The sequence below is a fragment of the Nonomuraea sp. NPDC049480 genome, assembly GCF_044465905.1.
GTDB lineage: Bacteria > Actinomycetota > Actinomycetes > Streptosporangiales > Streptosporangiaceae > Nonomuraea.
Genome location: NZ_JBITMD010000006.1, coordinates 168,362 through 190,967, shown reverse-complemented (window position 1 = coordinate 190,967; position 22,606 = coordinate 168,362). Strand labels below are relative to the sequence as shown.

The 22,606-nt window shown below is 71.8% G+C and carries 22 protein-coding genes; 16 read left to right on the top strand and 6 right to left on the bottom strand.

The annotated features are described in order from the left end of the window. Positions 1 to 768 carry a hypothetical protein gene (locus tag ACIBX3_RS19440; protein WP_397118743.1) on the bottom strand — a complete coding sequence of 256 codons (768 nt, stop codon included), beginning with the start codon at positions 766 to 768 and terminating at the stop codon, positions 1 to 3. 247 nt (positions 769 to 1,015) lie between these two features. On the opposite strand from ACIBX3_RS19440, the gene ACIBX3_RS19435 reads away from it, so the two are divergent. After that, positions 1,016 to 1,354 carry a hypothetical protein gene (locus tag ACIBX3_RS19435; RefSeq protein ID WP_397118741.1) on the top strand — a complete coding sequence of 113 codons (339 nt, stop codon included), beginning with the start codon at positions 1,016 to 1,018 and terminating at the stop codon, positions 1,352 to 1,354. 9 nt (positions 1,355 to 1,363) lie between these two features. On the opposite strand, the gene ACIBX3_RS19430 is transcribed toward ACIBX3_RS19435, so the two are convergent. After that, complete coding sequence (locus tag ACIBX3_RS19430) at positions 1,364 to 1,990, bottom strand: Lrp/AsnC family transcriptional regulator (RefSeq protein ID WP_397118739.1); 627 nt, start codon at positions 1,988 to 1,990, stop codon at positions 1,364 to 1,366. A 112-nt stretch (positions 1,991 to 2,102) separates the two neighbouring features. Here ACIBX3_RS19430 and ACIBX3_RS19425 point away from each other — a divergent pair, with 112 nt between their 5' ends. From ACIBX3_RS19425 to menC, 8 genes are all read left to right on the top strand, one after another. Then, a complete protein-coding gene (locus tag ACIBX3_RS19425) occupies positions 2,103 to 3,683 on the top strand; it encodes an ABC transporter substrate-binding protein (RefSeq protein WP_397118737.1) in 1,581 nt (526 codons plus the stop codon). A 12-nt stretch (positions 3,684 to 3,695) separates the two neighbouring features. Then, entirely contained in the window at positions 3,696 to 4,781 is a 1,086-nt protein-coding gene (locus tag ACIBX3_RS19420) for an ABC transporter permease (protein WP_397118735.1), read from the top strand. Then, entirely contained in the window at positions 4,778 to 5,620 is an 843-nt protein-coding gene (locus ACIBX3_RS19415) for an ABC transporter permease (RefSeq protein ID WP_397118733.1), read from the top strand. Before ACIBX3_RS19420 ends, ACIBX3_RS19415 begins: the two co-directional genes overlap by 4 nt. Before the next feature lie 132 nt (positions 5,621 to 5,752). After that, positions 5,753 to 6,523 (top strand): ABC transporter ATP-binding protein, encoded by a 771-nt coding sequence (locus ACIBX3_RS19410; protein ID WP_397118731.1) that lies wholly within the window; start codon positions 5,753 to 5,755, stop codon positions 6,521 to 6,523. Continuing rightward, the gene (locus ACIBX3_RS19405) at positions 6,523 to 7,425 is read left to right on the top strand and encodes an ABC transporter ATP-binding protein (RefSeq protein ID WP_397118729.1); all 903 of its coding nucleotides are present in this window, start codon (positions 6,523 to 6,525) and stop codon (positions 7,423 to 7,425) included. The genes ACIBX3_RS19410 and ACIBX3_RS19405 overlap by 1 nt, the downstream gene beginning before the upstream one ends. Then, on the top strand, positions 7,422 to 8,411 hold the full coding sequence (locus ACIBX3_RS19400; protein WP_397118727.1) for a M24 family metallopeptidase: 990 nt from the start codon (positions 7,422 to 7,424) through the stop codon (positions 8,409 to 8,411). Before ACIBX3_RS19405 ends, ACIBX3_RS19400 begins: the two co-directional genes overlap by 4 nt. Before the next feature lie 68 nt (positions 8,412 to 8,479). After that, the gene (locus ACIBX3_RS19395; protein ID WP_397118725.1) at positions 8,480 to 9,052 is read left to right on the top strand and encodes an acyclic terpene utilization AtuA family protein; all 573 of its coding nucleotides are present in this window, start codon (positions 8,480 to 8,482) and stop codon (positions 9,050 to 9,052) included. A 208-nt stretch (positions 9,053 to 9,260) separates the two neighbouring features. Beyond that, positions 9,261 to 10,361, top strand: a complete 1,101-nt coding sequence (gene menC / locus ACIBX3_RS19390; protein WP_397118723.1) for an o-succinylbenzoate synthase — start codon at positions 9,261 to 9,263, stop codon at positions 10,359 to 10,361. Here menC and ACIBX3_RS19385 read toward each other — a convergent pair. Further along, positions 10,351 to 10,479 (bottom strand): hypothetical protein, encoded by a 129-nt coding sequence (locus ACIBX3_RS19385; protein ID WP_397118721.1) that lies wholly within the window; start codon positions 10,477 to 10,479, stop codon positions 10,351 to 10,353. The two genes, menC and ACIBX3_RS19385, sit on opposite strands and share 11 nt — an antisense overlap. Before the next feature lie 153 nt (positions 10,480 to 10,632). Here ACIBX3_RS19385 and ACIBX3_RS19380 point away from each other — a divergent pair, with 153 nt between their 5' ends. The 6 genes from ACIBX3_RS19380 to tuf all read left to right on the top strand — a co-directional run bounded on the left by ACIBX3_RS19380 (position 10,633) and on the right by tuf (position 17,150). Next, entirely contained in the window at positions 10,633 to 12,249 is a 1,617-nt protein-coding gene (locus ACIBX3_RS19380) for an AbfB domain-containing protein (protein WP_397118719.1), read from the top strand. Positions 12,250 to 12,337: 88 nt separating this feature from the next. Beyond that, positions 12,338 to 13,606 (top strand): pectate lyase, encoded by a 1,269-nt coding sequence (locus ACIBX3_RS19375; RefSeq protein ID WP_397118717.1) that lies wholly within the window; start codon positions 12,338 to 12,340, stop codon positions 13,604 to 13,606. A 92-nt stretch (positions 13,607 to 13,698) separates the two neighbouring features. Continuing rightward, entirely contained in the window at positions 13,699 to 14,466 is a 768-nt protein-coding gene (locus tag ACIBX3_RS19370) for a hypothetical protein (protein WP_397118715.1), read from the top strand. 112 nt (positions 14,467 to 14,578) lie between these two features. Next, positions 14,579 to 14,854 (top strand): isoamylase early set domain-containing protein, encoded by a 276-nt coding sequence (locus ACIBX3_RS19365; RefSeq protein WP_397118713.1) that lies wholly within the window; start codon positions 14,579 to 14,581, stop codon positions 14,852 to 14,854. Positions 14,855 to 15,094: 240 nt separating this feature from the next. Beyond that, complete coding sequence (locus ACIBX3_RS19360) at positions 15,095 to 15,667, top strand: ArsR/SmtB family transcription factor (protein WP_397118711.1); 573 nt, start codon at positions 15,095 to 15,097, stop codon at positions 15,665 to 15,667. 316 nt (positions 15,668 to 15,983) lie between these two features. Further along, positions 15,984 to 17,150 (top strand): elongation factor Tu, encoded by a 1,167-nt coding sequence (gene tuf / locus ACIBX3_RS19355; protein WP_397118709.1) that lies wholly within the window; start codon positions 15,984 to 15,986, stop codon positions 17,148 to 17,150. Between the two features lie 147 nt (positions 17,151 to 17,297). Here the strand turns inward: tuf and ACIBX3_RS19350 are convergent, their stop codons facing one another. Together ACIBX3_RS19350 and ACIBX3_RS19345 are read right to left on the bottom strand one after the other, a co-directional pair. Continuing rightward, positions 17,298 to 20,075 carry a glycoside hydrolase family 2 TIM barrel-domain containing protein gene (locus tag ACIBX3_RS19350; RefSeq protein WP_397118707.1) on the bottom strand — a complete coding sequence of 926 codons (2,778 nt, stop codon included), beginning with the start codon at positions 20,073 to 20,075 and terminating at the stop codon, positions 17,298 to 17,300. 80 nt (positions 20,076 to 20,155) lie between these two features. Continuing rightward, complete coding sequence (locus ACIBX3_RS19345) at positions 20,156 to 21,307, bottom strand: amidohydrolase family protein (protein WP_397118705.1); 1,152 nt, start codon at positions 21,305 to 21,307, stop codon at positions 20,156 to 20,158. Positions 21,308 to 21,479: 172 nt separating this feature from the next. Here ACIBX3_RS19345 and ACIBX3_RS19340 point away from each other — a divergent pair, with 172 nt between their 5' ends. Further along, the gene (locus tag ACIBX3_RS19340) at positions 21,480 to 22,052 is read left to right on the top strand and encodes an RNA polymerase sigma factor (protein ID WP_397118703.1); all 573 of its coding nucleotides are present in this window, start codon (positions 21,480 to 21,482) and stop codon (positions 22,050 to 22,052) included. A 9-nt stretch (positions 22,053 to 22,061) separates the two neighbouring features. Here ACIBX3_RS19340 and ACIBX3_RS19335 read toward each other — a convergent pair whose 3' ends face one another. After that, positions 22,062 to 22,523 carry a hypothetical protein gene (locus ACIBX3_RS19335; RefSeq protein ID WP_397118701.1) on the bottom strand — a complete coding sequence of 154 codons (462 nt, stop codon included), beginning with the start codon at positions 22,521 to 22,523 and terminating at the stop codon, positions 22,062 to 22,064. Positions 22,524 to 22,606 lie beyond the last annotated feature (83 nt).

Genomic DNA, 22,606 nt, shown 5'->3' with positions numbered 1-22,606 from the left:
TCACATTCCCCCGCCGACGCGCGCGAACTCCTGCAGCGCCCCTTGGAACGCCTCGGGTCCGACGGCCAGCGGCCCGTCGAAGGCGCGGGAGATGTCCCACGTCAGGTAGATGCCGAAGCCCAGCAGCCCCGCCATCGCCACCATCGGCAGGATCGTCAGCCCGCGCGGCCGCGCCCCCGCCAGGAACGGGAAGACGATGACCACCACGCCCGTGAGGATGGTCAGGAAGAGCAGCCCTTCGGGCGGCGTGGCGGCGGCGTCGGCGCTGCGCTGGGCGCGTGCGGTGGAGATGGCGGCGAGGTGCTCCAGCACTTCGGCCTGGGCCTCCTCCGCGCCGTCGCCGCTCACCTCCAGGTCGCTGACCCGGCCGCGGAGCTGGTCCATGCGGGCGGCGCCGACCGGGTCCATGCGGCCCTGCGCCATGAGCGGCCACTCGTCCCTGACGACGAAGGTGACGTAGTCGCGCAGCGCGGCGCGCACCTGCCGGGCCGCGTCGCCCGGCAGGGCCTCGGCCGCCCAGTAGGCGTCGACGGCGGCCTGGCTCTCGGTGTGGGTGTTCTGGCGGGCGGCGTCGGCCTTGGTCCACGGAACGATGATCGCGATGGCGAACACCAGCAGGAACAACGCCGACAGCATCGACCCGGTGTGGGATGCGGACGGCCCGGCGGGATCGCGGTCCTCGTCGGCCCGCTTCACCAGCCTGAACACCAGCGCCGTGAGCATCACCACGCCTACCGCCGCCAGGATCGCGAGCGTGTACGCCACCATGGATATCTCCCGAAACACGTCGGATACGTAGCGTAACATTACTATCACACTGCGCAATGATGGCGTCAGGCCCGGAAAGGTAAAGCTCCGGCAAGGGGTGCGACCCGGCCACGGCGCGTCCCGGGGCGCCTCTGAGGCCGGCCACCGCACGGGGAGGCGGCTGGACGGATTGGCGGACACGACCGGCTGTTCTGACCTTTTGTCCAGCCGTACGGTGATGCTCCAGAAATATGTGGACCATGGGTCCGTGAATCTGAACGGCCGCAAATTCGTGATGGTGAGCTCGACGGCGAGCGAGGTGAACCGGGACAGCCCCACGGAGTTCCTGTACTGGGAGGCCGACGGGGTCGTGTGGGGCAGCTACACGGGCGACACCGTAGCCCACGGGCGTTTCGTCGGCACCCGTGACGGCGACCGGGTCGCGATCTCGTACGCGCACGCGCTCAAGGCCGGCGGGACGGCGGGCGGGCGGAGCAGCAGCCGCGTCGAGACCGGGGACGACGGCCTGCTGCGCCTGGTGGAGGAGTTCACGTTCGACGGGGACGACGCGCCGCACGTGAGCGTGTGCGCCGAGGTCCCGGATTAGACGGCTCGGCTAGTCGTCTTTCTTGAGTGCGGCCCGGCCCTCGGCGGCGCCGACGAAGCGCATCTTGCCGAGCGGCACGTCACCCTGCGCCTCCTGGGCCGGGCGCCGCGCCTGGCGGCCGTCGCCGGGCAGCACGTACGGCCGCTTGAGCACCTCGTCCAGGATGAACACGGTCTCGGTCGCCTTGACCGCCGGGATGTTGGCCAGCCGGTCGGTGACCATGGTGTGCACCGCGGCCACGTCCGCCACCCGCACCTGGATCATCGCGTCGTGCTGGCCGGTGGTGATCGCGCAGTACTCCACCTCCGGCATCCTGGCCAGCTCCGCCCTGAACTGCTTCCACATCTGCTGGCGGACGGTCACGAAGATCAACGCGGTGATGCCGAGCCCGGCGCGCACGTGGTCGATCTCGGCGGTGAACCCCTTGATCGCGCCGTCCGCGCGCAGCGCCTCGAAGCGGGTGTAGGCGCTCGCCCGGGAGATGCCCACCCGTTCGGCCAGCGCGGCGACCGAGATCCTGCCGTTCTCGCGCAGGACCTCGAGGATCTTCATGTGGATGTCGTCCAGCTCGAGACCGATACCGATCCGTCCAGGTTGACCGCCACCGCTGACACCATTTCTGGAAATTTCACTCATCATTACCTCTTTGACCTTTATATACGTCTAGCTGACCGTACGGTGCCTGGACGTTCTGCCGCACAATCCTCGACATCTTTCTGCCGAACGTCCAACTCGTGGAGGACTGACCATGGCGACCCGCTCGCAGACGGCGGCTGTGCTGCTCGCCGGTGCACTCACCTTGGCCGCCTGCGGAAGCGGCGGCACGTCCCAGTCCCCCGCGGCCTCCGGAGGCGCCGGCAAGACGCTCGTCATCGACACGTCCTTCGACCTCAAGACGGCCGACCCGGGCCGCACGTACGAGCCGACGGGGCTGATCGTCGGCAAGGCGGTCTACGAGACGCTGCTCACCTTCGACGGGGCCGACGTGACCAAGCCGGTGCCGGCGCTGGCCGAGTCGTACGAGCTGGGCGAGGACGGCAAGACGCTGACCCTCAAGCTGAAGAAGGGCGCGACGTTCGCCGACGGCTCCCCGGTGACCGCGGACGACGTGGTGTTCTCGCTGACGCGCGTGCGTGACATGAAGGGCACGCCGTCGTTCCTGCTGGACGGCGTCGAGGTGGCCAAGACCGACGACTCGACGATCACGCTGACGTCGAAGGCGGCGAACCCGGCGTTGCCGTACATCCTGCCGAACCCGGCGCTCGGCATCATCAACAGCAAGCTCGCCAAGCAGCACGGCGCCACCACCGACCCGCAGGACAAGGCCGAGCAGTGGCTGAACTCCGCGTCGGCCGGGTCGGGGCCGTACACGATCGAGTCGTTCAACGTGAGCAGCCAGGTCACGCTCAAGGCGAACCCGAAGTACTACGGCACCAAGCCCGCCTACGACAAGGTCGTGCTGCGCAACGTCGAGGCCGCCACGCAGAAGCTGAACGTCAGCCGCGGCGACAGCCAGGTGGCGCTCAACCTGTCCGGCGACCAGGTCTCCGGCATGCCCGCCACCCTGCAGGTGAAGAAGACCGCCTCGGCGAACGTCATCTTCCTGCTCGCCAACCAGGACTCCGCGATCAGCAAGACGACCCCCAACGCGAAGTTCGTGGAGGCCGTACGCAAGGGCGTGGACTACGCGGGGCTGCTGGAGCTGGCCGGTGAGGGCTCGGCGCAGGCGCCGGGCGTCATCCCGTCGCAGATCCTCGGCGCGCTGCCGCCCGAGCAGGGGGCCAAGCGGGACGTCGAGGGCGCCAAGGCGGCGCTGGCCGCAAGCGGGCTGTCCAACCCGACGGTGAAGCTGGAGTACCCGAGCGAGCTGACCGTGAACGGGCTGTCGTTCCAGCCGCTGGCCGAGCGGATCCAGGCCAACCTCAAGGAGGTCGGCATCACGGTGGACCTGCAGCCGGCGCCGGTCACGACGGCGCTGGACAACTACCGCAACGGCAAGGAGGAGATGGGGCTCTGGTACTGGGGTCCCGACTACCCGGACCCGAGCGACTACCTGGCGTTCCTGCCCGGCAAGCTGGTGGGGCTGCGGGCCGGCTGGAAGGCCGGGGCGGCCAAGGAGATCGAGGCCGCCGGCGAGAAGGCCGCGACGGCGATCGGCGACGACGCGCGCAAGGCCGCGTACGCCGGCGTGCAGACCGAGCTCAACGCCTCCGGGCCGTTCATCCCGTTGATCCAGCCGAGCCAGAACATCGTGACGGCGGGGTCGGTGACCGGGCTCGAGTACCACCCGGTCTGGACGGTCGACGTCGCCGACCTCGGCGCGAAGTAGGAGGACCCTCAGGTGTCCGACAAGGCGGCGAGTCGCGGCGGGCGCGGGGCCCGGCGCGGGGCCCGGCGCGGGCGGGGGCATCCGCTGGCGCGGTTCCTGATCCGCCGCATCCTGCTGGCCGTGCTCATGGCCTGGGGCATCACGCTCGTCACGTTCGTCCTGACGAACCTCGTCCCCGGCGACCCCGTGGCCGCCAACCTGGGCCAGCGGGCCCTGGGCGATCCGGCGATCGTGGCGCAGTGGCGGGCGGAGCACGGGCTGGACAAGCCGCTCTGGCAGCAGTACGCCCTGCACCTGCAGGGGTTGCTCCACGGCGACCTGGGCACGAGCCAGCAGTCCCACCGCCCGGTGAGCCAGGACCTGGCCGAGTTCGTGCCGGCCACGCTGGAGCTGGCCGGGGCGGCGATCGTGGTGTCGCTGCTGCTGGGCGTGGCGTTCGGCGTGGTCGCCGCCCTGCGCAGGGACCGGCTGTCCGATCATGTGCTGCGCCTGCTGAGCCTGGTCGGCATCTCCGTCCCGACGTTCTGGCTGGCGCTGGTGGCGTTCTACGTGTTCTTCTACCGGCTGCAGCTCACCCCGGGCAGCGGCCGGGTGGACGCGGCGCTCGGCCCGGCCCCGCCGGTGACCGGACTGCAGACGGTGGACGCGCTGCTGGCGGGCCGCTGGGACATCTTCGCCTCGGCCGTCGGCCACCTGATCACGCCGGCCCTGGTTCTCGCCCTCTACACGATCGGCCTGCTGACCCGCTTCACCCGGTCGGCGGTGCTGGAGGTGCTCGGGCAGGATTACGTGCGCGCCGCCCGCGCGAAGGGCCTGCCGGGCAGGGTGATCCTCTTCCGGTACATCCTGCGCTCGGCCCTGGTCCCGATCATCACGGTGGCGGGCCTGGCGTTCGGCAGCCTGCTGTCGGGGACGGTGCTGGTCGAGGCGATCTTCGCCTGGCCGGGCGTCGGCCAGTACGCGTACAAGAGCGCCACCGCACTCGACCTGCCCGCCATCATGGGCGTGGGCCTGGTCGTGGGCGTCGTCTACCTGGTCATCAACCTGATCGTGGACGTCCTGTACGGCGTGATCGACCCCCGAGTGAGGCTGCGATGAGACGGGTGCCCGAGGCGTGGCGGCGGCCGCTGGCCGTGGCCGGCGCCGTCATGGCGGTGGCCTGGCTGGTGATCGCGCTGGCCGCGCCGGTGCTGGCGCCGCACGACCCGCTCGCCCAGGACCTGCCGCGGCTGGCGGCGCCCGGGCCGGGGCACTGGTTCGGCACCGACCAGCTCGGCCGGGACATCCTGAGCCGTGTCGTGTACGGGGCGCGGGTGTCGATCCCGCTGACGTTGCTGCTGGTCGCGCTGTCGGTGCTGATCGGCGGCCTGCTGGGCGCGGTCGCCGGGTACTTCGGACGGTGGGCGGACGAGACGATCATGCGGGTGGCGGACCTGGTGTTCGCGTTCCCGACCGTGATCCTGGCCATGGTGGTGGCCGCGGCGCTCGGCGCGAGCCTGGCGAACGCGGTGCTGGCCGTGCTGGTCGTGGCCTGGCCCGCGTACGCGCGGGTCACCCGCGGCCTGGTGCTGGGGGTGCGGGAGCAGGAGTTCGTGCTGAGCGGGCGGCTGCTGGGCTTCTCGGTGTGGCGGTCGCTGCGGGTGGACGTGCTGCCGAACGTGATCGGCCCGGTGCTGGTGCTGGCCACGCTGGACATCGGCACGGCCCTGCTGCTGCTGTCGGGGCTGTCGTTCCTGGGGCTGGGGGCCAAGCCGCCGTCCCCCGAGTGGGGGGCGATGGTGGCCTCGGGCGTGGAGGTGTTCGACAGCTGGTGGGTGGCGACGTTCCCGGGCCTGGCGATCCTGACGGTGGTGCTGGCGTTCAACTTCCTCGGTGACACGCTGCGGGACGCGCTCGATCCCCGTACGGCCCGCGCGATCAAGGAGCGTGCCCTGTGACCGAGCGGAGCGAGGGAACCAAACAGCACAGCGACCTGGTCGCAGGCCCGACGAAGGAGGACCTGTGACCGAGCGGAGCGAGGGAACCAAACAGCACAGCGACCTGGTCGCAGGTCCGGCGAAGGAGGACCTGTGACGCTGGACATCGCCGATCTGAAGGTGTCGATCCGCGGCAAGGAGATCCTGCGCGGCGTCGACCTGCGGCTGGAGGCCGGACGGGTGCACGGGCTGGCCGGCGAGAGCGGGTCGGGCAAGACGATGACCGGGCTGGCGGTCCTGGGGCTGCTGCCGCACGGCGCGCGGACCTCGGGCGCCATCCGGCTCGGCGCACGCGACCTGCTCACCCTGCCCCCCAAGGAGCTGAACCGGGTGCGGGGCGGCGAGGTGGCCATGGTGTTCCAGGACCCGGCCACCAGCCTGCACCCGATGCTGACGATCGGGAAGCAGCTCACCGAGCACATGCGCCACCACCTCCGGCTCGGCAAGGCCGAGGCGCGGGCGCGGGCGGTGGAGCTGCTGGGCAAGGTCCGCATCCCGGGCGCGGAGGAGGCGTACGGGCGCTTCCCGCACCAGTTCTCCGGCGGGATGCGGCAGCGCGTCGCGATCGCCATCGCGCTGGCCTGCTCGCCGAAGGTGCTGATCGCCGACGAGCCGACGACGGCGCTGGACGTGACCGTGCAGGCGGGTGTGCTGCGGCTGCTGCGCGGGCTCTGCGACGAGCTGGGGCTGGCGGTGCTGCTGGTCACCCACGACCTGGGCGTGATGTCGGCGGTCGCGGACGAGGTGAGCGTGATGAAGGACGGCCTCGTCGTCGAGTCGGGGCCGCGCGGCGAGGTGCTGCGCACGCCGTCGCACGCCTACACCCGTTCGCTGCTGGAATCCCTGCCTGACGTGGAGAGCTGATGCTGCGCATCGAAGACCTGGTCGTCGAGCACCGCTCCCCCGGCCGTCCCGCCGTGCGGGCCGTGGCGGGGGCCAGCTTGGAGGTCGGCCCGGGCGAGGTCGTCGGCCTGGTGGGCGAGTCCGGGTGCGGCAAGTCGACGCTGGCCCGCGCGGTCTGCGGGCTGAACCCGATCGCCGAGGGGTCGATCATGTTCGACGGGCAGCCGGTCGTGCCCCTGGGCCTGCGGCGCAGGAGGCTGACCGGCATCCAGATGGTGTTCCAGGATCCGTACACGTCGCTGAACCCGCGCCGCCGCGTGGGCGACCAGATCGCCGACGGGCTGCGTACCGCGCGCGACACCGTCACCTCGCCCGCCGACCTGCTGGAACGTGTCGGGTTGCCGAGGGACTTCGCGAGCCGGCACCCGCACGAGTTCTCCGGCGGGCAGCGGCAGCGGGTCGCGATCGCGCGGGCGCTGGCGGCCCGGCCGCGGCTGCTCATCGGGGACGAGCCGATCTCGGCGCTGGACGCCTCGGCGCAGTCGCAGGTGGCCAGGCTGATGCGGGATCTGGCCGTGGAGTCGGGGGCGGGGCTGCTGTTCATCAGCCACGACCTGTCCGTGGTGCGGCTCATCGCCGACCGGATCGCCGTCATGTACCTGGGCAGGATCGCCGAGGTCGGCGGCACGGAGGAGGTGTGGGCGCGGCCGCGGCATCCGTACACGCAGGCCCTGCTGAAGGCCATCCCCCGCCCGGACGGGATGGGGGTGCTGCCCGCGGAGCTGCCGGGCGACGTGCCGGATCCGTCGAATCCGCCCGAGGGATGCAGGTTCCACCCGCGGTGCCCGTTCGTGATGGACGTGTGCCGGGTGAAGGAGCCCGAGTTCGGGCCGGTGGCCTGCTGGCTGCACGAGCCGACGTGACGGCGGACGTTCGGCGGCTCGAGGCCGTGCGGGCGGCCATGGCGGAGGCGGAGGTGGACGCACTGGTGCTGCGGCCGTCACCGGACTTCCGCTTCCTCGGCGGCCGGGACTGTGCCGGCCTCGGGGCCGGCTTCCTCGTGGTGACGCGGGACCTGATCGCCGAGACCGGCGACCCGGCGGGACTCGTGCCGGAAGAGGCGCGGCGGGTCGGGGTGGATCCGGAGATGCGGGTGCGTGAGCTGTTCGGGCTCACGATCGAGGCCGAGCTCGTGCCCGCGTCCGCCGTGCTGGCGCCGCTGCGGCTGCGCAAGGAGCCGTACGAGATCGCCGCCGTCGAGCGGGCGGCCCTGTGCGCCGAGGGGGTGCTGCGCCGGGCGCGCGAGCTGGCCTGGTTCGGCGCGACCGAGCGGGCGATGGCGGCCGCGCTGCGGGTGCTGGCGCTGGAGTCGGGCTGCGAGGAGGTGCTGTCGCTGCGGGTGGCGGCGGGCGAGCACACGGCCGGGCCCGGGCATCTGCCGGGCCGGCGGGTGATCAATCCGGGCGACGCGCTGCTGGTGTCACTGTGCGGGCGGTGGGACGGGTACTGCGCGGAGGTGGCGCGCGTGTTCGCGGTGGCCGAGCCGCCCGAGGACTTCGAGGCGATGTACTCGGTGGTGCTCGCCGCCCACCGGGCGGCCCTGTCGGCGGCCCGGCCCCCGGCTCCCGCGTCGGACGTCGCCCGGGCGGTCGGCGACGTGATCGACGGCAGCGGGTACGGCCGGTTCGCCGCCGGTCATGCCGGCAGGGGCGTCGGCCTGGGCCCGGACGAGGCGCCGCGGCTGGGCGAGGACACACCGCTGGCGCCCGGCATGACGTTCTGCCTGGAGCCGGCCATTTACGTGCCCGACCTGTTCGGGGCCCGGGTGGCGGACGTGGTGGCGTGCACGGAGGCGGGCCCGCAGGTGCTGAGCGCCGGCCCGCCCGCCCTGTACGTGCTCGACCGCTAGCCCGGTTTACCCCCCGCGAACCGTAAACCTGTTGACGGTGTGTGACGGTCCATGGCAAAGGGTAGTCAATGTACATGCTGCGCATCGGCACATGGAGGTCTGCCGACTCGGTGGACCTCGTCGCCTGCGGGTGGCGCGACAGCGGTTCCGGGCATGGTTCCGGGCATGTGGAGACGGGCATCAAGCTCATCTTCGCGATCGGCGGCCGGATTCCCGACTTCCCGGGGCTGCGTACCGGCACCAGGGTCGCCAGGGGCGCCGAGGAGATCGCCGGGCAGCTCCGCCGCGGCATGGACGTGGTGCTGATCGAGCCGGGCTCCTGCCCGGCCGCGCCCGTCGTGGCGGCGGGCATGTGGCACTACGGCTGGACCCTCGGCGACCTCGGCGCGCTGGCCGGGGCGACGGTCGCCGGGCTGGCGCTGGCCGCGCAGCCGGGCCCGTGCGCGGTCGAGATCTGCCGGGACGGCCGCAGTTCGCTGGACGGGCACATGAGCGCGGCGGCTGTGCTCGCCCTCCTGGCCGACCGCTTCTCCGGAGGCCGCTACCACACTCCGGAGGTCACGGTCCCGCTGGAGTCGGTGCGCCTCAGCCAGGAGGCGCCCAGCAGAGTCCTCATCGCCGCCTGCGCGGGCAGCCGGTAGACCGCCTCCGCACTTCCATGTGAGGAGAGGTGCGGGCGGCGAGGCCGATCATGCGCACGGATCACGATCTGCCGGCCGCCGCGATGACATACCGTCGCCAGTGAGAAGTCACGAGGAAGGGCGGCAGGGTGATCGCGGTCAGGGCGTTCGGCGGGGGCCGCACGGTGACGGGGTTCTCGGGCAAGTCCTACTACGTTGTGGAGAAAGCGTGAAGATCTCTGGAGTTGAGCTGCGGCGGATCGCGATGCCGCTGGTGGCGCCGTTCCGCACCTCGTTCGGCACCGAGACCGCCCGCGACGTCCTGCTGGTCAGGGTCGTGACGCCGGACGCGGAGGGGTGGGGCGAGTGCGTGGCCATGGCCGAGCCGCTCTACTCCTCCGAGTACGCCGACGGCGCCGCCGAGGTGATCCGCCGCTTCCTGCTGCCGGCCCTGCCGCGGAACCTCGACGTGCACGACGTCGGCCGCGCCCTGGAGCCGATCAAGGGGCATCGCATGGCCAAGGCCGCGCTGGAGACGGCCGTGCTGGACGCGCAGCTGCGGGCGGCGGGCGAGTCGTTCGGCCGTTTCCTCGGCGCGGCGCGCACCCGGGTGCCGTGCGGCGTCTCGGTCGGCATCATGGACTCGATCCCGCAGCTGCTCGACGCCGTCGGGGGCTACCTGGACGAGGGGTACGTCCGGATCAAGCTGAAGATCGAGCCCGGCTGGGACGTGGAGCCGGTGCGGGCCGTGCGCGAGCGGTTCGGCGACGACCTGCTGCTCCAGGTGGACGCGAACGCCGCCTACACCCTGTCCGACGCCCCGCGCCTGGCCAAGCTGGACGCGTTCGACCTGCTGCTGATCGAGCAGCCGCTGGCCAATGACGACCTGGTCCAGCACGCCAGGCTGGCGCAGCGGCTGCGGACGCCGATCTGCCTGGACGAGTCGATCGAGTCGGCCGAGCACGCCGCCGCCGCGATCGCGCTCGGCTCGTGCTCGATCGTCAACATCAAGCCGGGCCGGATCGGCGGCTACCTGGAGGCGCGGCGCATCCACGACCTGTGCCGGGCGAACGGGATCGCCGTGTGGTGCGGCGGCATGCTGGAGACCGGGCTCGGCCGGGCGGCGAACGTGGCGCTGGCCGCGCTGCCCGGGTTCACGCTGCCGGGCGACACGTCGGGGTCGCGCCGCTACTACGCGACCGACGTGACGGAGCCGTTCGAGCTGGTGGACGGGCATCTGGAGGTGCCGGCCGGGCCAGGGCTCGGCGTCGAGCCGATCCCGGCCGTGCTGGACGAGGTGACCACCGCCAGCGAGTGGATCACCCTCTGAACCCGCCGGCGGGTCCGGCCGGCTCGTAGCCGCCGATGGGTCCGGCCCGCGCGTAGCCGCCGGCGGGCCGCTCCTCGAGCACGCCGTCCCACCGCGTGCCGGGTGTGACCCTCGTCACGTCGCTGGGCGGATCCTTCTTGCGATCTTGCAGGTGACGATATTGTGCGCCCTCAATGGGACAGACGTGCCGGACCGAAATTGAGAAAAGTGTTATGCGCCCCCCCGCGGCCCGTCTCCTAGGGGCGAGAGATCGTCTCGCGAAAGGACTCACATGGTTCTCCAGACCAGCCGGCGAAGCCTGCTGAAGGCGGCGGCGGGCGTGGCCGTGCTGCCCGCGCTGCCGTCCGCGGCGCAGGCCTCGGCGTCGTTCAAGCACCCCGGGCTGCTGCACACGCAGGCCGACTTCGACCGGATCGCGGCGGGGGTGCAGGCGGGGGCGCAGCCGTACAAGGCGGGGTGGGAGAAGCTGGTCGCCAACGGGCGCTCGAGGAGCACGTGGAAGGCGCGCCCGCTGGAGACGGTGGTGCGCGGCGGCACGGGGCAGAACTACGTGCAGTTCTACAGCGACGTGCACGCCGCCTACCAGAACGCACTGCGCTGGAAGATCTCCGGAGAGAAGGCCCACGGCGACGCCGCCCGCGACATCCTGAACGCCTGGTCGGGCACGCTCAAGGCGATCAACGGCAACGCCGACCGATTCCTGGCGGCGGGCATCTACGGCTACCAGTTCGCCAACGCCGCCGAGCTCATGCGCGGTTACCCGGGCTTCAACGTGGAGCGCTTCCAGAAGATGCTGCTGACCGTCTTCTACCCGCTCAGCGACGACTTCCTGGTACGGCACAACGGCGCCTGCATCACCAACTACTGGGCCAACTGGGACCTGTGCAACATGGCGGCGATCATGGCGATCGGGCTCTTCTGCGACGACCAGGCCAAGTTCGACCGGGCCGTCGACTACTTCAAGAACGGCAAGGGCAACGGGTCCATCATGAACGCCGTCCCGTTCCTCCATCCGGGCGGGCTGGGCCAGTTCCAGGAGAGCGGGCGCGACCAGGGGCACACCATGATGGGCGTCGGCCTGCTCGGCACGATCGCCGAGATGGCCTGGAACCAGGGGCTCGACCTGTACGGCTACGCCGACAACCGGATCATGAAGGCAGCCGAGTACATCGCCAAGTACAACCTGGGCCAGGACGTGCCCTTCACCACGTACAAGTGGGGTACGGGCACGAAATGCGCCCCCCGGGAGCAGACGGTCGTGTCGAATATCGCCCGCGGCCAGGACCGGCCGGTGTGGGAGCTGCTCTACAACCACTACGCCAACCGGCGGGGGCTGGCGGTGCCGCACACGAAGGCGTACGCCGAGCGGGTGCGGGCCGAGGGCGGCGGCGGAAACTACGGACCCAACAGCGGCGGATTCGACCAGCTCGGCTTCGGCACGCTGCTGTTCACCCGCGCGGCCGCCGGCAGCGGGGGCGCCGGCGGCCTGCTCCCCACCGGGGCGACGCGCACGCTCCAGGCGATCAATTTCCCGTCGGAAGGCATCGCCGCCTCGGGCGCTCTCGCCGTTCTCGGCGAGGCGGCGCCGCTGCGGATCGTGCCCGGCCTGGCCGACCCGAAGGGCTACTCGTTCATCGACGGGGACGGGCGCTACCTGCGGCACGAGGACTACCGGCTGAGGTTCGACACCGACGACGGCACCGCGCTGTTCAAACGGGACGCCACCTTCCACGCCCGGCCGGGCGGGGCGACCGGGAGGGTGCGGCTGGAGTCGCTGAACTACCCCGGCCGTTTCCTCCGCCACCGTCGCCGCCAGCTGTGGCTGGACAAGGCCCAGGACACCGCCGCCTTCCGGGCCGACAGCACGTTCAAGCCCGCTGCCTCCTGATGGCGGGGCGCCCCGTTCACAGGTCGGGGCGCTACGCCCCTTGGCCAACCGGTGATCTCTCATCACCGGCCCGTCCGAAGGAGTACGTTTGCACAGCAAAACCATGAGGGCGTCCGTCCTGCTCGGCGGCATGCTGCTGGCCGCCTCCGCGCCGGCCGTGACCACATCGGCCCTCGCGGCGTCGGTTCCGGTCACGTACCAGCTGGTCAACGCCGGCAGCGGCCTGTGCCTGAGCGTCCCCGCGAGCGCGACGGCCGACGGAGTGCAGCTGACCCAGCAGGCGTGCTCGGCGGCGGCGAACCAGACCTGGACGCTCGCCTCCGTGAGCGGCGGCTACCGGCTGAGCGTCGCGCACAGCGGCAAGTGCGCCGGGATCAAGGACAAGAGCACGTCGGCGGGCAAGGCGGTCCAGCAGCAGTCCTGCGCCGCCGGGCCGTTCCAGACGTGGCGGCTCAAGGCCGCCGCCGGCGGGACGCAGCAGCTCATCGACGCGGGCAGCGCCAAGTGCCTGAACGTCAAGAGCTCGTCGAAGGCGGCCGGCGCGCCGATCCAGCAGAACTCCTGTGACACGGTGACCAGCAAGCGCTGGACCCTCCGCGCCACCGGCGGCGCCACCCCCTCCCCGAGCGCCACCCCGACGCCGACCCCGACCACCGCTCCCTCTCCTTCTGGTGCGTGGCCGACTCCGACCGGCAAGGAACCGGTCACCGCGACCATCACCGTCACCGGCGTGCGCGACGGCGGCATGAAGCGCTTCTACGGCTCCGGCGCGCTCGGCACCGGCAGCCAGAGCGAAGGCCAGCCCCCGATGTTCAAGCTGGCCGACGGCGCGACCCTGCAGAACGTCGTCATCGGCGCCCCGGCCGCCGACGGCGTCCACTGCATGGGCACCTGCACGCTCAAGAACGTCTGGTGGGAGGACGTCGGCGAGGACGCCGCCACCTTCAAGGGCACCTCGGCCACTCAGACCATGACCATCGACGGCGGCGGCGCCCGCTCCGCCTCCGACAAGACGTTCCAGCACAACGGCCCCGGCAAGATGGTCATCAAGAACTTCCGGGCGCAGAACATCGGCAAGCTCTACCGCTCGTGCGGCAACTGCTCCAAGCAGTACGCCCGCCACGTCGTGATCTCCAACGTGACGATCACCACACCGGCCAAGGTGATCGCCGGCGTCAACGCCAACTACGGCGACACCGCCACGTTCTCCGGGATCACGATCGTCAACGATCCGGGCAGGAAGGTCGTGATCTGCGCCAGGTTCAAGGGCGTCACGAGCGGCGAACCCACCCAGACCGGCACCGGGCCTGACAGCACCCACTGCCGGTACACCGCGAGCGACATCACGTACAAGTAGTTCAACGGCGCCGGTGGGATCGCCCTCTGGTCCCACCGGCCTCCCCGCGGTATGGGTTGTACGACAACCCGGTCGGCTGCGAGGGAGGACCCATGCGTCCCGGTGTTCCAGTCAAGCGATTCGCCATCACCCTGCTCGCGGCGCTGGCCGCCGGGCTTTTACCGGCGTTACCCGCGACCGCCGCGCATGAGCGGCCGGGCGCCCCCGGCCTGAAGATCAAAGAGAACCGGTTCCATGTCACGGCGATCGGTCCCGGCTTCGTGCTGAGGCTGTCGAAGCGCGGGCTCGACGTACGCATCGACGAGGAGAGGTTCGGCGACCCCGCCACCGGCAACCCGATCGAGCGGCAGACGATCGACCTCGCCGGGCGCACGCTGCGGCCCTTCGAGTGCCGGAACGGCACGTACACGATCCAGACGGGGACCTTCCAGCGCACCTGGCGGGTCTCGCAGTTCGCCAGGCGGCCGCTCCCCTACCCCGAGGGGTTCGCCGGCAGCGCGCCGGGCATCTTCACGCCGTTCGTCGGCACACTGGAAGGGACCGTGACGGACGCCGACGGCCGGACGCTGCGCTTCCTGATCTCGGATCTGGTGCAGGAGGTCCTGACCGGCGACGGCTTCTCCGCCACGGCGCCGATCCACGGGCTGTTCATCGATGAGCGCGGGCGCGTGCGGGATCGCATCTCCCTCGTCGGCCGCTTCAACTCGGGGCGCGACGGCCAGAACGCGATCTATGGGATCGAGGACCGTGGCACCTGCCGGCAGATCGCCGATCTGCCCTTCGGCCCGGGCAGCGAGCGGGCGGTGGTGACGGGGCCGCTGTTCGTGTTCCCGTTCAGCGCGCCCGTGACGGTGCCGTGAGCGAATCAGTGAATTTCGTGAAAGGTACGTTACGACCCGCGTGTCCTGTTCCTCCCAACTCTCTGGCCCCACCAAGCTTGGGCCGTTCCCGACCCCCCTGGGAGGACCCGCAATGCTCAGGCGTTCACCTCTGTTCGGCAAGAAGACCCGGATCACCTTCACCCTGCCCATGGACCGGCCCGACGGCATCGTCAGCGTCGTCGGCGACTTCAACGAGTGGTCACCGGGCCGCCACGAGCTCCGGCTCCGCCGCAACGGCATGCGGACCGTGTCGGTGATCCTCCCGCCGGGGATCCACCGCTTCCGCTACCTGGCGACCGGCGGCGTGTGGTTCGACGACGAGTCGGCCGACCACGTCGACCAGGACGGCGGCCTGCTCCACCTCTGACCGCGCCGGGCGGGCCACCGGCCTGCGTGGCGCCCGGGTCGTCGGCCGGAAGGCGCCGAGCACGTACAGGGCCCTTGGTTACCCCTGGCGAGACCGGCCGACCCGGCGCTGCACGCGGACGGGTCATCGTGATGGTGGTGGAGACGATGCGTCCTCCACCACCATCACTCAATGGTGTTGCCGAACCCGCATGGAGCCTCTACGCTCTTTCGTAATTACGGAATAGCGAAGGAGACTGTGATGAGCGAGGACAGACTCGCCGACCTGGAGCTCAGGGTGGCCCGTCTGGAGAGCCGGGCCGACGGCGCCGATCCCCCGCGGCGTCCTGAGGTGTCGACGTCCTTGATGGGCGTGCTCCACGGGATGCGCCGCCAGGCCGAGGAGGAGAACGGGCCCGGCGCGGTGGGCTACGTCGGGGCCGCGCACCTGGCCGGCAACGAGTACATGTGGGTCAGGGAGTACTCCCTCGCCGAGTTGCTGCCGGCCGACTGGGCGCCCGCGGCCGGGGTCCTGGAGTCCCTCGGAAGCCTGCCGCGGCTGGCGCTGCTGGGTGCTCTCGTACAACAAGGCCGGTGCACCCGCGCCGGCCTCCAGGAGGCCCTCGGCGGAGAGGGCGAGGAGACGACCAGCGGCCAGCTCTACCACCACCTGCGCGCGCTGCAGAGCGCCAGGCTGATCGTGCAGCGGCGGCGCGGCGAGTACGAGCTCGCGCCCACGGCCGTGATCCCGATCCTCACCATCCTCGCCGCCGCGCTCAACCTGGCCACCGACCCCCCGATCGGCCCGCCGATCGACCTTCCGGAATCAGAATGACCGCACGGCGACGTCCCCCTGCCCCTCCGTACGCGGGACCGGGCTCCCCGCCGCCGTCGGTGAAAAGGATCACTTCACCCCGATGAATGGGTGGCCGGTGGAATAACCGGTTGCCGTCCGATGCTGACGACCGCACTATGTTCCTCATGTTCCTGCGCGCTCACCTTCACACGCCCGCCGTGCCGGGCGTGTTCGAGCGTGCCTGCGACGGCCTGGAGCGCTGACCTCTTCCCGTGAGTCCTGAGGTGACCCGGCGGGGGGAGGTTGACGGCCCCGATCACGGGTCACACGGAAACCAGGTCGCAAGGAAGGAACCATGGCCAAGCAGGCCTATGTACGGAACAAGCCGCATCTCAACATCGGCACGATGGGGCACGTCGACCACGGCAAGACCACGCTGACCGCCGCGATCACGAAGGTCCTGGCGGAGCGCGGGCAGGCGACGTACACGCCGTTCGAGCGGATCGACCGCACGCCCGAGGAGGCGCAGCGGGGCATCACGATCAACATCTCGCACGTCGAGTACGAGACCGCCACCCGCCACTACGCCCACGTGGACATGCCGGGCCACGCCGACTACGTGAAGAACATGATCACGGGGGCGGCGCAGCTCGACGGCGCGATCCTCGTCGTGTCCGCGCACGACGGGATCATGCCGCAGACCAGGGAGCACGTGCTGCTGGCCCGGCGGGTCGGCGTCGAGCACCTGGTCGTGGCCGTCAACAAGGCCGACGGCGCCGACCCGGAGCTGACGGACCTCGTCGAGCTGGAGCTTCAGGACCTGCTGACCGAGCACGGCTACCGTGACGTGCCGATGGTCCGGGTGTCCGGGCTGCGGGCGCTGGAGGGCGACCCGGTCTGGACGGCGTCGGTGGAGGCGCTGCTCCAGGCGGTGGACGAGCACATCCCCGTGCCGGTGCGGTACGTGGACGCGCCGTTCCTCATGCCGGTCGAGAACGTGCTCACGGTCACCGGCCGCGGCACGGTCGTCACCGGCGCCATCGAGCGCGGCGCGGTCCGCGTCGGCGACACGGTGGAGGCCGTCGGGTTCGGCGACGGGTTCTCGGCCGTCGTGACCGGGGTCGAGACGTTCGGCAAGACGATGGAGCGGGGCGAGGCCGGCGACAACGCCGCCGTGCTGCTGCGCGGGATCCGCCGCGAGCAGCTGAGGCGGGGCATGGTGCTGGCCGCGCCGGGCGGCCGGCGAGCCCTCACGTCCTTCACCGCCCGCGTCTACCTCCTGACGCCGGAGGAGGGCGGGCGGCGCCGGGCGATCGTGTCCGGGTACCGGCCGCAGTTTTACGTGCGGACGACGGACGTGCCGGGTGAGCTGCTGCTCGACGGGCCCGCCCAGCCGGGCGACACCGTGGAGGCGGCGGTCGAGCTGGGCAAGCCGGTCGCGCTCGAGCCGGGGCTCGGCTTCGCGATCCGCGAGGGCGGGCTGACGGTGGGCGCGGGCACCATCCTCACGGTGCCCGGCTGACCTGCGCCTGGCCTGTGCCTGGCCGGGGCCGGTCCCGGCGGGGGCCGTGTCCCCGGCCGGGCCGGCTGAGCCCGCGATCCCGCGATCCCGCGGTGCGAGGAGGCCGGGTCCCGTGGCTCGTGTCACGGGACCCGGCCTCGTCGTCGTTCAGGCCGGGTCGAACCTGAGGGTGAACGTCGCCGGGCGGGCCCGCAGCTCGTACTGCGGCAAGGCGCCGGGACCGCAGGTGGCGGTGCCGATGCCCTGGTGGGCGAGGTCCAGGTGGAGGTGCACCCGGTCCCCCGGCACCAGGTCGGGCCGGTGGGTGGCGGCGGCCAGCTCATCGGTGCTCCAGCGGCGCGCGGTCATCCCGAACACCGGGTCCCCGGACACCCTGAACGCTCCGAAGTCCGCCCATCGCACGTCGGCGCGGTGGCCGTTCTCCTGCGGGTAGACGTACGGGGTCTGCAGCTCCTCGATCGAAGCCGTCCAGCGGCCGACCCGAGCGGACATGCCGGTGTCCGGGTACGCCTCGCCGGGCCCGCGCCCGAACCAGGTGACCCGGTCGGCGGCGGCCGCGGGCAGCGTCATGGTGAGGCCGAGCCGCGCGATCGGGTCCCGCCAGTCGCCCTCGGGCTCGACGTCCACGCTGAGCAGCAGCCCGCCGTCCCCGGCGAGCGACCACCGGTACGTGGCCCGCATCCCGAGGTCCGTCGCGGCGGGCGCGACCCGGGTGCGGACGGTGAGCCCTTCGCCGGCGTCCAGAGCGTCCACCCGGTGGGTGAGCCGGTGCAGGCCGGTCGCGCGCCACCTGTCACCGAGGCCGGCGGCGCGGTCGTTGTCGGTCGGCGCCCGCCACAGGTCGAGCCGCGGCCCCTCCACGTCCAGGCCGAACAGCCGCACCAGCCGCCCGGTCGCCGCGTCGAAGGCCGACCCGCCGGCGACGATCTCTCCGCCGTTCCGTGTGAAGGCGCCCGGCGGCGACACGGGTGTCCGGGGCGCGGGCGGTGACAGCAGGATCTGCCCCCAGGCCACCTCGTGTCCGTCCCCGGCCCACGGCTGGTCGCCGGAGAGCAGGGCGCGCACGCTCAGCCAGCGCTCGCCCGGCGGCCCCACCGCCACGTCGGGCAGTTTGACCTCGCCGCCGCCCGCGGGCACCTCCAGCCGGTGCTCGGCGACCGTCTCGCCCTCCACCTCCACGGTGGCGGCGAACTCCAGGTGGGACAGGTCGCGGAAGTCGTAGCCGTTGACGACCCGCACGACCCCGTCGCCGAACTCGAACCTGACCGGCTCGAACACCTTCTTCAGGTCGATCAGTCCGGGCGACGGCGTACGGTCCGGGAACACGAGCCCGTCGATCACGAAGTTCGAGTCGTGCACCGGCTCGCCGTAGTCGCCGCCGTAGGCGTACTCGAACTCCGGGTGCACGATCCCGTGGTCGATCCACTCCCAGATGAACCCGCCTGCCAGCCGCGGATGGCGCTCGAACAGCTCCTGGTACTCGGCCAGCCCGCCGGGCCCGTTGCCCATCGCGTGGGCGTACTCGCACTGCAGGAACGGCATGGCCCGCCGCCGCGCGTCCAGCTCCGGGTCGTCGAGGGGGTCCTCGGCGCGGCGGCCGATGGCCTCGACCTCGGCGTGGGAGGCGTACATGCGGGAGTACACGTCGGTGTTCGCGCACGTCCGGTCGCCCTCGTAGTGGAGGGGTCGGGACGGGTCGCGCTCGCGGGCCCAGCCGGCCATGACGGCCAGGTTGCGGCCGACGCCGGCCTCGTTGCCGAGCGACCACATGATGATGCTCGGGTGGTTCTTGTCCCTTTCGACCATGCGGCGCATGCGGTCGAGCAGCGCGTCGGCCCAGCGGGGGTCGTCGGTGGGGTTGCCGCGCCAGTCGACCTCGCCGAAACCGTGCGTCTCCAGGTCGCACTCGTCGATCACCCACAGGCCGAGCTCGTCGCACAGGTCGAGGAAGTCGGGGTGGGGCGGGTAGTGGCTGGTCCTGACGGCGTTGACGTTGTGCCGCTTCATCAGCAGGATGTCGGCGCGCATGGTCTCGTACGGGACCGCGCGGCCGCGCTCGGGGTGGAACTCGTGCCGGTTCACGCCCTTGAGCAGCAGGGGGCGGCCGTTGGCGAGCAGCACGCCGTCCTCGATGGAGACCGTGCGGAAGCCGACGCGCAGCCGTACGGTCTCCTCGGCGAACGTCACCACGGCGTCGTACAGGCGCGGGGTCTCCGCCGTCCACGGCTCGGCGTCGAGGGCGACCTCGACGCCCGGCTCGAGATCGGCGACGCCGAGCTCCGGGATGCTGAGCCGGCCGCCCGCCGCCTCGAAGCTCAGCCTGCCGTCGTGGGAGGCGTGCACGAAGACGTCGGCCGCCGAGCGGGTGAGCGTGACGTCGCGGAAGATGCCGGGCAGCCACCACATGTCCTGGTCTTCGAGGTAGCTGGCGGCCGACCACTGGTGCACGCGCACGGCCAGCACGTTGCGCCCGGGACGCAGCCACGGCCCCGCGTCGAACTCGGCCGGCAGCCTGCTGCCCGTCCAGAAGCCCAGCTCGTGCCCGTTGAGCCAGACGCGGGCGAAGGAGTCGGCGCCCTCGAACCGCAGCCGGCCGCCGGTCCAGCCCTCGGGCAGGTCGAACGCGCGGAGGTAGTCGCCGGTCGGGTTCTCGTCAGGGACGTGCGGCGGGTCGACGGGGAACGGGTAGACGACGTTCGTGTACGCGGGCGCGCCGTGGCCGTGCAGCGGCCAGTGGGACGGCACCGGCAGCTCGTCCCAGCCCGAATCGTCGTAGCCGGGCTGGGCGAAGTCGTCGGGGACGTTCGCGGTGGGTGAGAGTCGGAAGCGCCACGTCCCGTTGAGGTCGAGGGACGGCGCGTCGGAGCGGAGTGCGGCCCTGGGTTCGAGTAGCCCCGAACCGGGGGTGAAAGTTTCGAGATCCATCGTCGCCGAGCCTAGAGCTTCGCGAGCATTTTGTGCACCGATGAGTTTTCTGTCCGTACCTGGTCGGCCCCGCCGCGCGGTCACGGGCGGGCGCCCAGGCCGTAGAGGCGGCGGGCGTTCTCCGCGCCGATCATCGCCGCCACCTTCATCGCCTGCTCGGGCGACCACTCCCCCTCCACCACGAACCCGCCCAGCACCCGCGCCATCGCCCGCCGCCACAACACCGACCCCAGGTGGTGCAGCTCGGCGGGCCCCCACGCGTCGGAGGAGTAGAGGATCTTGGCGAACGGCGCCACCTCCAGGCTCTCGGCCACCACGGCCGCGCTGCGCGCCCCGGTGTGGTTCACGGCCAGCCCCACGTCGAAGAACACGGTCGGGTACGCGTGCGCGAGGAACCCCGCGTGCCGCTGGTAGGGGTAGCAGTGCAGCAGCACCAGCGGCGTCCCGGTGGGCTCGGCCCGCTCGATCAGCCCGCGCAGCAGCAGCGGGTCGGAGCGGCGCAGGTCCACGTCGGGGTCGCCGTAGCCGATGTGGAACTGCAGGGGCAGCCCGCGTTCGATCCCCGTCCAGATCAGGTGCCGCAGCAGCACGGGATCGGTCAGCCGCCCGCCCGCGGCCAGCCAGCGCCCCGCGGCCTCCGCGACCTCCGCCCTGTCGGGTGGCTCGGGGTCGAAGTCGAGGCCGTGCCGGTAGGCGGCGATGGTCTTGAGCCCGCGGGCCGTACGGGTGCGCTCCCACAGCGCCTCGGCGAACCGGCCGGCGAACGCGCCCGCCGCGTACCCGCCCGCCGCCACGTGCTCGGCCACCGTCTCCAGGCGCACCACCTCGTCGGCCGGCACGCCGCTGACCTCGGCCATGCCGGAGGGGCCGAGCAGGTCCTCGCCCCGGTAACCCGTCTCGACGAGGAAGTGGCCCGCGCCGGCGGCGGTGAGCAGCCTCCGGTTGACCTCGTCCGCGCCGAGCCTGGCGCGGCGCGCGAGGTACTCCTCGGGCGCGCAGTGCGGTTCGAGCCCAAGCACGGGCGCGCAGTGGCGCAGGATGGCGAACCCGAGTTGCGAGTCGAACGGGGTCATCCACTCCGGCGTGGGACGGTCCGACTCGGTGATCATCTCCTCGAACGCCTTGCGCGACAGGTCGTGGGCCGTGGCTCCGTGGACGTGGTGGTCCACCAGCGGCAGTTCCTCGATGGCCCGGACGAATCCGGCGGGCACGAGGTCGAGTTCCGTGGACATCGATGGTCTCCCTCCCCGGATGCCACCATGTCGTACCCGGCCCCGCGGGCGCGACCCGACACGGCCGGACCGGGCTGCGTTCCACGAACGATGCCGCTCCGCTGACGGTCGCGCGGATACGATGCCGTGTCAGGCGGACAACACGATGGGTGACGGCGCCCCTGGAGGCGGCATGCGAGACGATCCGCAGGTCGTGGCACTGGTCGTCAAGGCACGCAAGGGCGAGCAGGACGCGTGGGACGACATCGTCGAACGGTACTCCCCCCTGCTGTGGTCCATCTGCCTGCGTTACCGCCTGAGCAACGCCGACGCGCTCGACGTGGCCCAGACCGTGTGGCTGCGCATGGTGGAGCACTTGGCCGAGCTCCGGGAGCCCGCGGCGCTCCCCGGCTGGATCGCGATGGTCGCGCAGCGCGAGTGCTTGCGCCACTACCGCGTGACGCGCCGCAGGCAGGACGCGGAGCAGGTGCTGGAGGCCGATCTGAAGGACGAGACCGCCGTGGTGCACGAGGAGGTGGAGCGGGCCCAGCGGGATCTCGCGCTGCGGACCGCCCTGGCCGGCCTGCCCGAGTACTGCCGGACGCTGCTCTCCTGCTTCCTGAGCGAGACCCCGCTGTCGTACGCGCAGATCAGCGAGCGGCTGGGGGTGCCGATCGGCGGCATCGGACCGCAGCGGGCCCGCTGCCTGGCCAGGTTGCGCCGCAGCCCGCATCTCAGCGGCTTCGTCGGCCAGGACGAGGGCTGAGGCCCGGGGTCACGCAGGGCCGGCCGGAACCCAGGCGGTCGTGAGGACCTGATCGCCGCAGGCGCAGCGCAGGCGGAAGGCGCCCGCGGGAGCGGGTCTGAGCGCGAACCCGCCGGCGGCGTCGATCGGCGCGTCGATCACGTCGCCGCCGGGCAGCTGACGCTCCACCGTGCCGGGGCGCGGCGGCAGGAGCTGCCCGACCAGCACGTCGGGGCCCACCTCGACCTCGATCGTCAGCTCGCCGCCCGCGTTGAAGATCAGGGTGCGCGGCCCCCCTCTGGTGACCTGTACGAGGTCGTGGTCGTACGCGGAGTCGTAGACCAGGGCGGCGAGCTCGGCGTCGGGATCGTGCCAGGTGAAGACGGCCTTGCCGGCTTCGACGAGTCCGGGCGGCACCGACCCCGCGGCTTGGGCGGCGTCTCGCAGCGCGGCCAGGAGCCGATCGTCATCGGCCCACGGTGAGGTGGCCATGTCACTCATCCTGTTCCGGTCGTCGGCTTGGTGGCCCGCCGGTGCGTCCGGCCCGCACCCCCCGCAATCCTCCTACGGGAGGG

What these genes read in the sequence shown, in the direction of transcription:
- ACIBX3_RS19425 (WP_397118737.1), top strand. Translation starts at nt 2,103, where the DNA reads ATGGCGACCCGCTCGCAGACGGCGGCTGTGCTGCTCGCCGGTGCACTC.
- ACIBX3_RS19430 (WP_397118739.1), bottom strand. Translation starts at nt 1,990, where the DNA reads ATGAGTGAAATTTCCAGAAATGGTGTCAGCGGTGGCGGTCAACCTGGA.
- ACIBX3_RS19335 (WP_397118701.1), bottom strand. Translation starts at nt 22,523, where the DNA reads ATGGCCACCTCACCGTGGGCCGATGACGATCGGCTCCTGGCCGCGCTG.
- ACIBX3_RS19440 (WP_397118743.1), bottom strand. Translation starts at nt 768, where the DNA reads ATGGTGGCGTACACGCTCGCGATCCTGGCGGCGGTAGGCGTGGTGATG.
- ACIBX3_RS19350 (WP_397118707.1), bottom strand. Translation starts at nt 20,075, where the DNA reads ATGGATCTCGAAACTTTCACCCCCGGTTCGGGGCTACTCGAACCCAGG.
- tuf (WP_397118709.1), top strand. Translation starts at nt 15,984, where the DNA reads ATGGCCAAGCAGGCCTATGTACGGAACAAGCCGCATCTCAACATCGGC.
- ACIBX3_RS19360 (WP_397118711.1), top strand. Translation starts at nt 15,095, where the DNA reads ATGAGCGAGGACAGACTCGCCGACCTGGAGCTCAGGGTGGCCCGTCTG.
- ACIBX3_RS19415 (WP_397118733.1), top strand. Translation starts at nt 4,778, where the DNA reads ATGAGACGGGTGCCCGAGGCGTGGCGGCGGCCGCTGGCCGTGGCCGGC.
- ACIBX3_RS19380 (WP_397118719.1), top strand. Translation starts at nt 10,633, where the DNA reads ATGGTTCTCCAGACCAGCCGGCGAAGCCTGCTGAAGGCGGCGGCGGGC.
- ACIBX3_RS19365 (WP_397118713.1), top strand. Translation starts at nt 14,579, where the DNA reads ATGCTCAGGCGTTCACCTCTGTTCGGCAAGAAGACCCGGATCACCTTC.
- ACIBX3_RS19405 (WP_397118729.1), top strand. Translation starts at nt 6,523, where the DNA reads ATGCTGCGCATCGAAGACCTGGTCGTCGAGCACCGCTCCCCCGGCCGT.
- ACIBX3_RS19345 (WP_397118705.1), bottom strand. Translation starts at nt 21,307, where the DNA reads ATGTCCACGGAACTCGACCTCGTGCCCGCCGGATTCGTCCGGGCCATC.
- ACIBX3_RS19340 (WP_397118703.1), top strand. Translation starts at nt 21,480, where the DNA reads ATGCGAGACGATCCGCAGGTCGTGGCACTGGTCGTCAAGGCACGCAAG.
- ACIBX3_RS19370 (WP_397118715.1), top strand. Translation starts at nt 13,699, where the DNA reads ATGCGTCCCGGTGTTCCAGTCAAGCGATTCGCCATCACCCTGCTCGCG.
- ACIBX3_RS19395 (WP_397118725.1), top strand. Translation starts at nt 8,480, where the DNA reads ATGTACATGCTGCGCATCGGCACATGGAGGTCTGCCGACTCGGTGGAC.